13 protein-coding genes and 1 pseudogene are annotated in these 13908 nt (G+C 48.5%); 8 read left to right on the top strand and 6 right to left on the bottom strand.

The window, feature by feature from the left end; translation table 11 throughout:
* The first annotated feature begins 597 nt into the window (after positions 1-597).
* Together NDI52_RS23310 and NDI52_RS23305 are read left to right on the top strand one after the other, a co-directional pair.
* Entirely contained in the window at positions 598-879 is a 282-nt protein-coding gene (locus NDI52_RS23310) for a hypothetical protein (RefSeq protein ID WP_190772847.1), read from the top strand.
* Positions 880-1935: 1056 nt separating this feature from the next.
* Positions 1936-2763 (top strand): annotated as a pseudogene (locus NDI52_RS23305) (arylamine N-acetyltransferase).
* Between the two features lie 99 nt (positions 2764-2862).
* Here the strand turns inward: NDI52_RS23305 and NDI52_RS23300 are convergent.
* Positions 2863-3060, bottom strand: coding sequence for a hypothetical protein (locus NDI52_RS23300; RefSeq protein ID WP_190772846.1), 198 nt, complete (start codon positions 3058-3060; stop codon positions 2863-2865).
* Positions 3061-3663: 603 nt separating this feature from the next.
* On the opposite strand from NDI52_RS23300, the gene NDI52_RS23295 reads away from it, so the two are divergent.
* Together NDI52_RS23295 and NDI52_RS23290 are read left to right on the top strand one after the other, a co-directional pair.
* Entirely contained in the window at positions 3664-3825 is a 162-nt protein-coding gene (locus NDI52_RS23295) for a hypothetical protein (protein WP_190772845.1), read from the top strand.
* 58 nt (positions 3826-3883) lie between these two features.
* Complete coding sequence (locus NDI52_RS23290; RefSeq protein WP_190772844.1) at positions 3884-4105, top strand: hypothetical protein; 222 nt, start codon at positions 3884-3886, stop codon at positions 4103-4105.
* A 236-nt stretch (positions 4106-4341) separates the two neighbouring features.
* Here NDI52_RS23290 and NDI52_RS23285 read toward each other — a convergent pair whose 3' ends face one another.
* Entirely contained in the window at positions 4342-4794 is a 453-nt protein-coding gene (locus NDI52_RS23285; protein ID WP_190772843.1) for a hypothetical protein, read from the bottom strand.
* A 299-nt stretch (positions 4795-5093) separates the two neighbouring features.
* Here NDI52_RS23285 and NDI52_RS23280 point away from each other — a divergent pair, with 299 nt between their 5' ends.
* The 3 genes from NDI52_RS23280 (at position 5094) to NDI52_RS23270 (ending at position 7457) form a co-directional block, all read left to right on the top strand.
* On the top strand, positions 5094-5696 hold the full coding sequence (locus NDI52_RS23280; protein ID WP_348256525.1) for a hypothetical protein: 603 nt from the start codon (positions 5094-5096) through the stop codon (positions 5694-5696).
* A 98-nt stretch (positions 5697-5794) separates the two neighbouring features.
* Positions 5795-6685, top strand: coding sequence for an alpha/beta fold hydrolase (locus NDI52_RS23275; protein ID WP_190772841.1), 891 nt, complete (start codon positions 5795-5797; stop codon positions 6683-6685).
* A 76-nt stretch (positions 6686-6761) separates the two neighbouring features.
* Positions 6762-7457, top strand: a complete 696-nt coding sequence (locus NDI52_RS23270) for a lipase (RefSeq protein ID WP_190772840.1) — start codon at positions 6762-6764, stop codon at positions 7455-7457.
* A gap of 235 nt (positions 7458-7692) precedes the next feature.
* Here the strand turns inward: NDI52_RS23270 and dnaB are convergent, their stop codons facing one another.
* The 3 genes from dnaB to gloB form a co-directional block, all read right to left on the bottom strand.
* Positions 7693-9048: a replicative DNA helicase gene (gene dnaB, locus NDI52_RS23265; RefSeq protein WP_190772839.1), complete on the bottom strand. Its 1356-nt coding sequence runs from the start codon at positions 9046-9048 to the stop codon at positions 7693-7695.
* A gap of 275 nt (positions 9049-9323) precedes the next feature.
* Entirely contained in the window at positions 9324-9791 is a 468-nt protein-coding gene (rplI, locus tag NDI52_RS23260; RefSeq protein WP_190772838.1) for a 50S ribosomal protein L9, read from the bottom strand.
* A 158-nt stretch (positions 9792-9949) separates the two neighbouring features.
* Positions 9950-10723 (bottom strand): hydroxyacylglutathione hydrolase, encoded by a 774-nt coding sequence (gloB, locus tag NDI52_RS23255; protein WP_190772837.1) that lies wholly within the window; start codon positions 10721-10723, stop codon positions 9950-9952.
* Between the two features lie 191 nt (positions 10724-10914).
* On the opposite strand from gloB, the gene NDI52_RS23250 reads away from it, so the two are divergent.
* Positions 10915-11118, top strand: coding sequence for a hypothetical protein (locus NDI52_RS23250; RefSeq protein WP_190772836.1), 204 nt, complete (start codon positions 10915-10917; stop codon positions 11116-11118).
* Positions 11119-11356: 238 nt separating this feature from the next.
* Here NDI52_RS23250 and NDI52_RS23245 read toward each other — a convergent pair whose 3' ends face one another.
* Positions 11357-13453: a peptidoglycan DD-metalloendopeptidase family protein gene (locus tag NDI52_RS23245; RefSeq protein WP_190772835.1), complete on the bottom strand. Its 2097-nt coding sequence runs from the start codon at positions 13451-13453 to the stop codon at positions 11357-11359.
* Between the last annotated feature and the right edge of the window lie 455 nt (positions 13454-13908).

The raw sequence follows: 13908 nt of genomic DNA, 5'->3' as shown, positions 1-13908 counted from the left end.
AGCTAGCATACCAAATTGGCAAAGGTTGCCGTATCCAGCGATGCCTAATCCTATATCCTAGAGATTATCACGGTTAAGAGCCGCTAGGAGTACAGCGATCTCTTTTCAGCAACTCTTGTCTATTTCTTTTATAGCCAATAATTCAGGGTAGTAGCTTGGAGAGTATCAAACGTTTCAGAAAACCCCTGCAAAGTGTTGTTCTAAGGCATATTCAGGGAGGAAATAGGTTATAAAGATGCAAAAAACGCTGTACTTCCTGCGCATCTTGCTTTTTCAAGCGGATTTTGAAGATTTGATGGGATATTGCGCGTATTGCTTGAATACAGTATTAAGACTTCAAGAAAACATACCGGAAGGTACGTAAACAGTTTGAGCTGTAGTGTATTCAGACCCTGTGAAGTTTGCTATACGAGATACAATGTACTACCCTGAATGGAGGATGATTTCATTAATATAGTCAGTGATGTTCCCTTGTTCCTTAGTCCCTACTTCCTTCATAGGTAGCAAAGCGAAGGGGATGGCAGTTGCCGCCACAATCGGGCATGATAGAGCCATGCGTTGCTCTGTTTAGAACATAATTTTATCTGTGATTGATTCATGAGTAGCACTTCGACTTCCTCTCAAGAGATAGTCTCCACCCTAAGACCCACTAGCCCTTATCATCCCATTGCCCTTTACTGGGAAGCGCAAACCGGCATCAACCAGGAAGGTCAGGGTACTCCCGCCACTCGAAAGCAGTTACAGGAAGCGATCGCCCAAATCGTCCGACATCAACTATCGAACGACGGTATCCTCTCAGTTTTAACTCCGGGGGCTGTGGTTAAGCTGGCCGACGGCTTGTATTGGTTGAACCAGGATTGGCAGGTTCTTTGCCTTTAAAGTCCATTTTGGTGGACCGGAAAATGAAGAAACCAATCGTGCGCGGTGCTTTACACCTGTGCGCGATTCGTTGTTTAGTTCTTACACTTTTATAAAATTAAAGTTCAGAGCATTCCTATTGCTGTCCCGAAGTGGCGGCAATAGCAATGTTCTATCTCTGTTGCATTTTTTAATATTTCTCACAAGAAACTTACAGTTTCTTTTGTCTAGGAGTGATTGGAGAGCGATCGCCCTCCAATCACTCCTAAGAAACACACCTCTTTCTCTCATATTTCACTGAGTGAAACTATGGAATCGTTTCACCCAGCAATGTCTTGCGAAATACAAAAACTTAGTGTTTTTGAGATACCGTACACAACAATCAAGCCGTTGATAGCTCTGCCTGTAAAGATAAACCACTGACCTACAGCAAGGAGTCTAAAGATAATCTGCAAGTTCGGCCAGGAGGACAACTCAGTTCTTTAGCCGGACCTCAATCTTGGATCGTTGTATGCCTTCACGGTAGCCCTCTATAGGTTGTTTGTCTTACTACAACACGTCTCGGCGATGACCAATGTTTATTCTGAAGCACATTTCTTAACAACTTTAGAATAAACGCCGACCTTTTTGTCTTCAAAGAATCTAGTACGCTGAGGCGGAAATCCATCACCTATGTTTTTGTGTAGGGTGCTTCGCACCCTACACAAAAACATAGGTTGCGAACTTAGGCCGCAGCCTACTAGGTAGATGTTTGGGGATTAGGACCTACTGTAAAACTGGGTAAAGACTCTTTAACGCCCCAAACGGGATCAACACCCAAACGACCCAATAGCTATCTCTTGAGATTCTGAGAACACGGGATTAAGTGAGTAAGACGGTCTTCTCAAAATGACATTATAGATGAGGCCGATATTCCTAAAATCTATTTCCAACAGTGTTTCTTCACGCAGCTTGAAATAATTTTTGAAAGGTGAGGGTAAATCATTCCACTTTTTAGAAACTATTTAAATTTCCACGCAAAATACAAGTGTTGAGAATAGCTATAGTAGGGTAATGAGATACCATTAGGTACAGAAAATGGAAATAAAAACGTCACCTGAAAACATTAATTTGGATGCTTATTTCCAACGCATTCATTATAGTGGCGATCGCACTCCTACCCTTGAAACACTACAAGCAATACATTTGTGTCATACAAAAGCGATCGCTTTTGAGAACCTCAGTCCGCTACTCAAACAGCCAGTACGCCTCGACTTAACCTCCTTGCAGTCAAAGTTAATTGACCAAGGTCGTGGAGGCTACTGTTTTGAACATAACTTACTGCTGCGATCGGTTCTGTTGACGCTGGGTTTTCAAGTAACCTGCTTGGCAGCACGCGTATTATGAAATCTTCCAGAAGAAATCATTAATCCGTTGACACACATGCTGCTGCGTGTTGACATTGGTTCTCAGCCCTACATCGTGGATGTAGGATTTGGCGGGTTAACCCTGACTGCTCCGTTAGCACTTATTCCAGATCTGGAGCAGAATACTCCTCATGAACCGTTTCGTTTATTTAAATCCGAGAGCACTTACATCTTGCAGGCTAAGTTACAAAGCGAGTGGAATTCTCTATACCGCTTTAATCTTCAAGAACATTACTTACCTGATTATGAGGTCAGTAATTGGTATGTATCAACTCATCCCAATTCGTTATTTGTTAACTCCCTTATCCTTGCAAGACCTGACACTCAGTGCCGTTACGCATTACATAATAATAAATTCACGATACGTTATTTAGACGGTAAAACAGAGCATCATACTTTAAGTACAACTGTAGAGTTACACAACATTCTTGAGAAAGAATTCTTGCTAACCTTGCCTGCAACGACTGATGTTACCTCTGTTCTCGATCGCTTTGTTTAGAGCATGTTTTAAAGCTGGCTGAAAGGGTTGTTTTTTCGTGCGCATCTCGCACGAAAAAACAACCCTTAAACAGACTCTAACCTTCTCTAAGAATGGCAGTTATTTGCCAACCTGGCCATTCTCCTGGCTTTGCGCCATTAAATAGACAATCACCTCGTCAAGAGACTGAAAAATTCCATCAGGGCAGCTAGCGTCTTTCTGCTTAAGAACATAGCCCTCCAAAGAATGGGTTTCGGAGGTGTAAAGCTGGTAGCCAGAATTAGCGGCAATCTTTTTGATCGTCTCGAAAACAGTCATGCAGCGATCTGAAGTGTAGGGATTACCTCCATCAAAGCCTGCGACTTGGTGTACTTATATCTTCTTTTAGATACATTTCTTAATACTCCTGTTTAGGTAGACAACTGGGATACAGTCATTTTTACAATTAGTAGTCTCCCCTAAAACCGCTAAAAACCAGTATTTTCAGGTTTTCTTCTAGCAGCAATAGGTTCCGCATCATCATGAAAGGAAATCTCTGCATAGAATTTACCCGTGATGTGAGTGCTTTGCCCGCTTCGCGGGCAAAGCACTCACATCACGGAGGTAATTTTATTACTGGAAATCTCCAAAGCAAAGGAATAACTGGAGCGCTTTAAGCGTATCAGTGGTTTTAGAGGTTTCCATGTTCTTCTCAATACCGCTGATGCACTTGAAACGTGGCCAGGAATTAAAGAAAACTCACAGAAACCCATTAAGACAGACAAAAAGCTCTGATAAAAAGAAAAATTAATTAATCTTTAAGTACATTTTCTTAATGTTTGCTTAACTGAGGCTGACTCTGCCGTATATTCTTTTGTATCAACAATCACAACAAAATCTGCATCTCCAACTCTTTAAAATCCATTCTAAGGAACTACAGATATGGTCCCTGGTGCTTGGTTAGTTTCGAATGACGGCACTCGTTACCGGGTGCTTGAGATTGTTCAGGGAACAATCTCGCTCTGTCCTGTTGGCCGCTCCACCATTGTTGCCTATCGCTTGAGCGATCTTGCTGCACGATTCGACCTGGAACATTTGCCCTAAACAGTAAGCGCGTCTGATTTTAGATAACGGTGTGTTCAATTAGTTTGGAATCCTGTTGATGAAAGTCTTAATTATTGAAGAAGGTTTTAATGACTCCCCAAATGTTGGAGCCATTCTGGAAAAAAACTATAGCGTTTTAACCGTTTCCACTGTCGAGAGCAGCCTGGAAATTATTCAAAGAGAACGGCCAGACATGGTTTTTTGGGGGCCTAATCTATCAGGTAGTAGTACAGATCGAGTACTTGCAACCCTCTCTGCAACATTGGCAGAACTGAATTAATCTGGCCTCGGGTTCTTATTCCGCATTGCAACAAGACTCATGGCACTTCAAACAGAACCACCCTTTAACGTCGCAAAGGGTGGTTCTGTTTTTGCAGTTAGTAATGCACGGCTTAAGTTTGCCTGTGTTGAAATCAGGAATTTCAGAAAATCTTTCTCGAGGGCTAATAAAAGAGAGAGTGGAAGCAGAACCCCACTCTCTCTTTTGGTTTCGTCTCGGAACTAATAGCTACGAAGTTACCGCCGCACTTTTCCAGCAAATCCAGAGGCTTTAAACTGCTCCAGTTTTAGGGGAGTAGCCTGGTTTTCTGACACTGAAATCCGCAGTTCAAACTCTCCAATCCCTGGTTGTACTTCCTCAATGGAACCAAGACGCGTACGGTTTTGCATAACTGGGTTATCATTCGCATCGAGAATGCGACCAAAAATATCAGCATTGAGTACTGGACGCCCCGAAGTATTTTCGGTTTTGCCATACACAATGAAGCAGTTAGCAGCCAGGGCTGCACCACCTGGAGTAACCGCTCCTTCTGCTAGCTCTGGCGGGCACTCACGATAGTTCAGATCAAACAGGCGGATCTGAGTTAGCGCCTGGGCAGTACCAGCGGGCAGCCAGAGAACCAGCGTTAAGAGTGCGATCGCCCCCCACGCTGCTAACCGCTTCAGGCCAAAAGAAAGTTTAATTTGCATAGCAACTATAGAAATGAAACAACGGAGGAATGCATCGCTCAGCCTCGATGATTGGTTGCTGGAGCATTTCCTAAATTCTCGCGTCAAACGGCCTGTCCGTACAGGCACTTCACTTCGCATTTTATACTTATTGCTAGTGTCGCGTTAGTTAGGACATCAGAGGCAGTGCTGCCACTCGTTCCTATGTCCTAACGGGCGCGAAGGTTATACGTATTCAGCTATTCCAGTAGCGAACCCTTGAGAAGGGCGCGTTCTTAGGTCAAAATGTCTTCATAACCCTGTTTCGGTAGGTGATCGCGATGTTAGACACCGACTGGGATGACATTCTTAATGCTGCTTTCGCAGAATGCGAGGCGCTGGGGCAACCGCTGAACGCCCAGCAACAAATGATTTTGCGTCAGGCGATTGCCCGTATTACTCAGCAAAGCAGCACTTTAGCCCCAAACCCCTTAGAGGAATTGACCCCCGAGGAACGCCAGACCCTACTGGACTTCATCCAGGAACAAGACCAGCTTAATCGTCCCTGGAAAGCACAGTTATTGAATGATTGGTTGGCCGGACATGATTCTGGAAGGGTGCAATTTTTGCGAGATGCTTACGGTTTAGCCTGGTTGGAACGAGTACAACCAGAACATGTGCTAGCCTATCGCCAACCCCAACGATTACGGGTGGGCGATCGCATTGAAGTCGCTAATAATCTCTGGGAATGGGTGCAGGAAGATGGCCCCTGCATACGGGAATGGGTTCCCTGCACCGTTATCCACGTCGAAGAATTTCCCTCCGAAGAACGCCCGATTAATCGGTGTACTGTGCGATTTGATAATGGGATGGAGTACGAAATTCAAGGCATTTACGACTGGAATCGTTATAACTGGCGCTGGTGTGCTGACATGACTGGCTAGTCGACCTAACCAGAGCGTCAAGGACGGTTTCTTACCCCTGTTTCAACCGTAAAAAGGCTTTATGATCAGAATCATGAAGTTTCATTGAGCTGCGTTCCGTGACCATTTCTGCAATTCCCACCTCTCAAATCGAGTTCTCCACCTGGAATTGGCAAGGCCACCGTATCCGCTACACCGTTCGGGGACAGGGCACTCCTATCGTCCTTATCCATGGCTTTGGTGCCTCTATTGGCCATTGGCGGAAGAATATCCCCGTTCTAGCGGAAGTAGGCTACCGGGTATTTGCTATAGATCTACTAGGCTTTGGTGGCTCCGATAAACCCGCTCTTGACTACTCTTTGGAACTCTGGGAAAACCTCCTGGCAGACTTTTCAAGGGAATTAATCCAGGCTCCTGCCGTTTGGGCGGGCAACTCTATCGGTGCCCTCTTAGCTCTCATGATGCTGGCTCACCATCCTGACTTGAGCCGGGGCGGAGTACTCCTTAATGCTGCCGGGGGTCTAAATCACCGGCCTGAAGAACTGAACCCGCCTCTCCGAATGGTCATGGGCACGTTTAGCCGAGTCGTTAGCTCCCCTGGTTTTGGCCCATTGATGTTTAATCTAGTGCGGCAGAAATCACGCATTCGCAGCACTTTGCAGCAAGTGTATTGCGATCGCACCGCCGTTACCGATGAACTCGTAGATATCATCTACGAACCATCTTGCGACCCGGGTGCCCAGCAGGTATTCGCCTCCATCCTCACCGCTCCTCCCGGCCCTCATCCTTCAGAATTGCTGCCCAAAATCACTCAACCGCTTCTAATTCTCTGGGGCGCCGCTGACCCCTGGACGCCTATCTCAGGCTCCAAACTCTACCAGATGCTGGCAGAGCAAGAACCTGAACGAATTCAGTTCGCATCTATTCCCAATACTGGCCACTGTCCTCACGATGAGCGTCCCGAACAGGTGAATGCCTATATCTCGGACTGGTTGAAGGGACTCGAATAGTTGCACCCGAGCGATCGCCTCATCAACTACCTCACTATCGAAAACTCATCCCCTGATTCTTCGCTCCCTTGCCTTTATGCCTCTGCCTACCGTCATCCTCCCCGGATACCTTGCCAGTGCCCTACCCTACCGTGAAATGGAAACGGCCCTTGAGGACTGTGGAATTTCTGTCGCCACAGTACCCCTGCGACGGCGTGACTGGTTACCAACTCTGGGAGGACGTTCAGTACGTCCTATTTTGGAACAGTTAGATACAACCGTCCGCCAAATACAAGAACGGACCGGGAGCGATCGCATTAATCTCGTTGGCCACTCGGCAGGGGGATGGATTGCGCGGATTTATCTGGGAGAAGTGCCTTACCAGGTTCACGACACTGACTCTGCTTACACTTGCCTTTGGAAAGCGCACCCAAACGTTGCCACTCTTGTCACTCTGGGCACCCCCCATGTAAGCCAGGAGCGTTGGACGCGTCGTAATCTCGATTTCGTCAAAAATAATTACCCTGGCGCATTTTATTCCACGGTGCGCTATGTCTGCGTGGCAGGCAAATCAATTGAGGGCGATCGCTTTCGCAACTGGTTTAGCTATAGCAGCTATGAACAAACTATAGGTCAAGGCAATGCCTGGGGAGATGGCATTACCCCTATCGAAGCTGCTTTGCTCGACGGAGCTGAGAACCATGTTTTAGATAACGTGGTGCATTCTCCTCGACCTGGCAAACTTTGGTATGGTTCCCCTGAAATTGCTCGAGCGTGGGCACAGTTCTTGTAGCGACCATGATATTTCAACAAAGAGAGGGAGAGGGAGAGGATTCGTCTTCTCTTTGTTGCCTATTAGATAAACTCAAGTGCCCATTTTTGCGTGCGCTTCGCACATACGAAAATGGGTGTTTTTGAGGGTCGGGCATTGTGCGGTACTCGAAAGCATCCTTAAGCAGAGCTAGGGTTAGATAAAGGATGTGAGGAGTAAAATCTACCACACATCCTTTATGCAAGATTCTTTTTGCCTATGAGCGGCCCGGAGTGGCTAGATTTCGGAAGCGAGTAAACATCGGCTCAAACAGAACCTTGACAGTACCTACCGGACCGTTCCGGTGTTTGGTTAGAATAATTTCCGCAATCCCACGATCCGGAGTATCAGGATTATAGTACTCGTCCCGATACAACATGATGATCAGGTCGGCATCCTGTTCAATGGAGCCCGATTCCCTGAGGTCCGACATCATGGGACGCTTATTGGTTCGGGACTCAACTCCTCGGCTGAGCTGAGAGAGTGCCATGACGGGCACATTGAGTTCGCGAGCCAGAGCTTTGAGCGATCGCGTCACCTTTGACAACTCTTGCACCCGGTTATCACCGCCGCTGCCTTCCATCAACTGCAAATAGTCGATCAGCACTAACCCTAAGGCTCCTCCCTGTTCCGCCTGAAGCCGTCGCACTTTCGAGCGCATCTCCGTCACGGAAATATTGGGTGTGTCATCAATAAAGATCGGCATTTGCGACAGGGAACTGATGGCGTGGCCCAGCGGTTCCCACTCATTCTGACTCACTCGGCCCGACCGCAGCCGCCCACTCTCAATCTGCGCTTCACTGGAGAGCAGACGATAAACCAACTGCTCCTTCGACATCTCCAAGCTAAAGATTGCCACCGGCAATTTATGAAATGCTGAAATATTGCGAGCAATATTCAAACAAAAGCTAGTTTTCCCCATCGCTGGGCGAGCCGCGGTGATAATCAGGTCAGAGCGCTGGAATCCCTGCGTCATGGCATCTAGATCATAGAAGCCACAGGAAATCCCTGGCATGACCATGCCCGCAAAGCGTTCCTCGATATCTGAAAACGTGGCAGTCAGGATATCGGCGGTAGGAATCAGACTTTGATTGGGTCGCGATTGGGTGATACTAAATACCTTCTGCTCCGCCTGGTCCAAAACGGATTCTAAAGGGGATGCGGTTTCGTAGGCCAGATAACTGATCTCAGTCCCCACCTGAATCATCTTTCGCCGCAGGTATTTGTCGGTGACCAGTTGAGCGTATTGATCAATGTTGACAGCACTGACCGTCCGATCCACCAACTGAGCAATACGGCTCTGCCCGCCCACCTTATCGAGAACACCTCGATCGTGCAGGGCAGTTGAAACCGTCATCAGATCTGTGGGTTTTCCCTGACTATAGAGCGACAGAGCCGTCCGATAAATTTCCTGGTGGGCACTGATGTAGAAAGCATCAGGACGCAGCAATTCTGCTACCCGGCCAATGGCCTCTGGATCGAGCAAAATCCCGCCCAATATCGCCTCTTCGGCATCAATATTCTGGGGCGGCAGGCGATCGCTATAGGCCTGAAAGTTCAATTCTTGAACCATAACCAGTCCACCGGATAGAGAACCAGAAGGGGTGCATTTCAGATTAGCATCTCTTACCCATCTGTAGTAGAGAGAAACGGATCTTTTTCAGAAAATAACACTAGATACAGAGCCTTACTCAACCTGAATAAGTAACAGACAGGTGGCTCAACTCTAGAGCCAGTTCGGCTTTGCTCACCTACTGAAGATTATTCATCACCCTCAGTGCCTATAAAAAGACCCTGCAACTATTGTTGCAGAGTACAAGTGAACTAGTCCACTATTTCGAAGAATCTTTATGCTTCGGCTTCGCCAACTACCGAGAGGTTGAGGGTTACAACCACTTCAGGATGCAGTTTCACTTGCACCTTGTAGCTGCCAACTTTGCGAACTTCGGGCACTTCGATTTCGCGACGATCCAGCTCCAGCCCAGTCTTCTCTTTAACAACTTCGGCTACTTCCCGATCCGTCACCGAGCCGAAAATGGCATCGCCTTCCCCAGCCTGTTTGGCGATGGTCAAAACGCCCAGCTTCTCCAGCGTAGCCTTTTGAACTTCGGCCTCTTTCTTCAACTCCAACAAGCGCTGACGCTCTTGCTCACGCCGCCGCTCTACCTGCTTCAGGACTCCGGGGGTTACATTCACCGCCAGCCCCTGAGGCAATAAATAATTCCGTGCATAGCCGGGGGCGACTTCCACCAGGTCGCCGACCTTGCCCAACTTGCTGACATCTTTGTTAAGTACTAACTGAACCCGCTTAGCCATGAACTTTCTCAGATAGACCAGTTTCGGATTATATCGAAGAAGATAGGGCGATCGCAAGCTTTATTTGAGAATTACAGCAATTCTCATTTTGGAATCAAGCCCGAGACCGCGAGAATTAAGCAGGTAGTGGGAAAAATTAGTTTTCTCCACTATCTGCACTACCACTGATCCTTCTTCCCCCGTAATCGGGCAAACGTCTGGATAGGGTCGTGGCTTTGCATGGCTGTTTGTAGCACCGGTTCATCCCAACGCAGAAATGGATTGGTAAATTTTTCAACGCCCAAGTTGGAAGGCACCGTAGGTTGAGCTTGCTGGCGGAGGACCTCCACCTCAGCCAGGCGTTGCTCTAAGACAGGGTTATGGCGATCCACAGAATGGGCAAACTGCAAGTTTTTTAGGGTGTACTCATGAGCACACCAGACCCGTGTACTGTCAGGTAGCGATCGCAGTTTGCGTAGGGACTCCACCATTTGCCCAGGCGTTCCCTCAAATAGCCGGCCACATCCTCCCGCAAACAGGGTATCGCCACAGAAAAGCTCCCCTGTTTCCCCTGGATCTTCTGGTCGAAAATAATAGGCAATGTGGGCACAGGTATGCCCTGGAACAAAGTAAACGGTTGCTTCGCGATCGCTAAACATGACGCGATCGCCCTCCTGTAAAAACACCTGCTGGCGTGGAATACGGCCCCGATCCTCAGCGCCTCCATAGACAACAGCATCAGGAAATTGCTGCAATAGCTGAGTATTTCCACCAACGTGATCACCGTGGTGATGAGTATTAAAAATAGCGACCAGGGTTGCTCTTAACTGCTCCAGTTCCTTCAAAACGGGAGCCGCTTCCGCTGGATCAACCACCGCTGCCTGCTGACGCTCTGGATCATGCAAAAGAAAAATATAATTATCCGACAGGGCCGGAATGCGATAAATCTCCACCCGCAATTCCTCGGAAATAGTTCATTGAAACTTCAACCAAGTCTTACCCATCCTTTGCCTGTTCAGCAAGATCTTCCGGAAGAATAGAACATAGGAAGCATCAACACGTTCCCATCTGGCTCTTCTCACAGTCAAGCGGGAATATATTGAGTGATTCAGCATCTAGGGACGCATTAGGAGCAACGTTACGCATGATTTCGTCAAACACCGAGAGACCCAACTCCAATAACTCTCTGGAAATCAACCATATTTTAGAAACAGGTCAGATCAGCCGCAAGGACCACCAGAGCCTCATGACGGCACTTCTATCCGATAGTCGACTGAATGATGGCGATCGCCGTCGCATTAATCAAGTGTTTGATGCCTTACGAACGGGAAAGATTCGACTAGTTTAATGACCAAAATAGAGGGGGCTAAGCCCCCTCTATTTTGGTCATTAAACCTGTATTCCCCTACTTGAAGCAGAATACAGGTCTTGCTCTTTGTAAAAAGCATTTAAGCAATAAGCTAATAGTGTTGTGAGACCTTGTGCTTCGCACAGGTTTTCACAGCACTCCATCGTTTGGAAAAACAAGACTCAGGAAAACCTGAATGGTTTTCCTGAGTCAAGGGTAGACGCTAACGCTTTAGAAATTAGCGAGCTGCCAGCATCGTCATAGGATTAACAGCACCTCGCTCAGGCATGTGGATCTCGAAGTGCAGGTGAGGGCCAGTACTATAGCCCGTGCTGCCCATCTCGGAGATCTGATCACCTTGAGCGACTTCCTGACCACGCTGCACCAACAGACGACTGTTGTGAGCATAGCGAGTCATGCTGCCATCGGGATGGCGGATGTCTACCATGTAGCCATAGCCACCGGAGTTCCAACCCGCATATTCAATTACTCCCGGCGCAGCAGCATAAACAGGAGTTCCCACAGGAGCAGCAATGTCAATTCCCCGGTGCATCCGACCCCAGCGAGGACCATAGCCAGAAGTCAAAACGCCCCGAGCCGGCCAAGCATAACCTGCAAAGATGTTCGAACCCTGAGGCAAGAAGGCATCTGCGGCAGGGAGAGGTGGCAACTCAGGAGCTACCATCCGACCAACAATCGGTTCGAGTAACGGCGCGTAATTCTCAGAGCCGATAGGAGCTGCAGCCACCACTTGAGGTTCTGTAGCAGAATCAGTCGCAACGGCATCTGGTTTCCGTTCCGTAGCCCGCTCCTGCAACTCTTCTGTCGACAGCTGAGCATCGATCACCTCGGGAGCAGTGGTTGGAGCCACTGCCGCAACACGCTGCTGATCAGAAGACGCTACCGAATTCGAACGACGGCCAACAAAACTGGAGGCAATTAGAGTCGGTTGCTGAGCAGCAGAGGGCACCTCAACTCGCTCACTGGAGTAGCGAGTTTGGAGGTCAGATACCTCACTTGCTAACTGAGCCGCGTAGAGGTTGCTTCCTCCCACAGCCGGAACTGTAGAAGCTTGCAAAGCTTCAATCGGAGGCACAACTCCTGAAACCTCAGGCGTTGAAGACTCAACCGCAATGAATTCCGTCGAGAAAACCGCGCTGTTGGAGGAAACAATTGGTTCCGGGCGGGACAAGTTCTCCAAAGCACCAGACGGAAGCGCTGCCACTTCAGGCACAGAAGCCTCAAATCCTGAATCCTTAGTTAAGGGTTCAGCAGAAGACGCCCCTTCAGGGTTGTATGCAATGGTCAAAGGTAAACTAGCTGACTGTTCGACGCGGGTACCACCAGGAATATGCAACTCCTGGCCAGCCCAAATGCGATTGGGATTCGTCAACCTGTTCTCTGTAATGAGCGCTGCTGAGGAAACACCGTAAGCTCGAGCGATCGCCGCCACTGTCTCCCCTGGGGCAACCCGATGAACAGTAGACCGAGGCGCAGGGGACACCGTGGCCGCTACCACAGAAGGGCGCACCACTTGGGGGAGTTGAGCTTCCGGCTCAGCAGTAGGAGCCGACACATTAACAAAACCATGAGGCAACTGAGCTTCCTGAGAAACCTGGGGCACTCGGATAGCCTGATGCACTCGCAGAAAGTCAGGATTTTGCAGATCGTTTAGGGAAATTAGGGTCTGTCGAGAGACGCCATGGTCGCGGGCAATGGAGTCAATCGTATCACCAGGCTTCACCCGATAAAGTACGGTTCCCGATAGCTCCGGAGGAAGCATTTCAGGAGTCGTGTCGGGAGCGATCGCTTTAGGAATGTTCGCTTCGGGAACCTCTACAGACTCTGGGGCAACCCTTGAGCCTGATAGGCTTTGCTGGAGCTGGCTTCGCTGATATCTCAGGCGCTCGAGAGACGTATCTCGATCCATGCGCAGCTGTTCAAAGCTTCCTTCAGGAGAAACGCCCTCAGCTTTTTCGAGGGCGTTGGAAGAGGGACTATCGGTGCTGAGAGAACCTGTGACTTCACCCACAGACTCAGAACGGGTAATCTCATCGGAAGCAGCGGCGGGCTGTAACAAGTCGCTAGAATCAACGGGAACAGGAGCCGACTCTGCCTCTGCCGTTTGGGGCTCAGCGGCCACTGCACGACCATCGTGGCGAGGAATTAGGAGCCCGGATGCTCCCATAGAGATAGCCAAGCCAATCATGGCGGCTGAAGTACGGGCGCGACGGGCGCCGCCGGGATTGCCCGGCTTACTTATCTCCGTCGGCAACTCTCCGGAATACGATTGGTCAGCAGCGGGCTGAACCTTCTGCGGAACTACGCGTCTCAAAGAAAAACCTCCCTGTGAACGGCGTGTAACTGTCCTATAGTTCAAACCGTGGCCCTGAACTTAGTGACAGGGATCACACGAACGAACGATTCAGATCACTGACAAAGGCTTACGGCTAGGTAACATTACCTTCACTCGTTAGCTTAGACAAGATTACACCAGACTTAAGAAAAATCAACACCTGCTTGGAAACAAAATCGAAAGCAATGTGTTAACCGACATTCCTGAATCGATGAAACAACTGAACTAGCAAGGTGCTCACCGGATCCAGAAAGCATTCAGAAACTGCCAAACGCAACACCCTTTAGCAAATCTGAATTACAAGCTTAGCTTTTTACCTTTTGCAAACACCCCTTGTCAACTCTTAAGGGCTTTTCTGCTTTAACACCGAAAGCCAAAATCCTTATTCAGCAGAGCTTTCAAGCTTTTTTCCAAATTACTCACACCCAACCTAA

The organism is Leptolyngbya sp. PL-A3, assembly GCF_039962325.1.
In the GTDB taxonomy this organism is placed as follows: domain Bacteria; phylum Cyanobacteriota; class Cyanobacteriia; order Elainellales; family Elainellaceae; genus Vacuolonema.
This window is presented reverse-complemented; position numbering and strand designations above follow the sequence as displayed.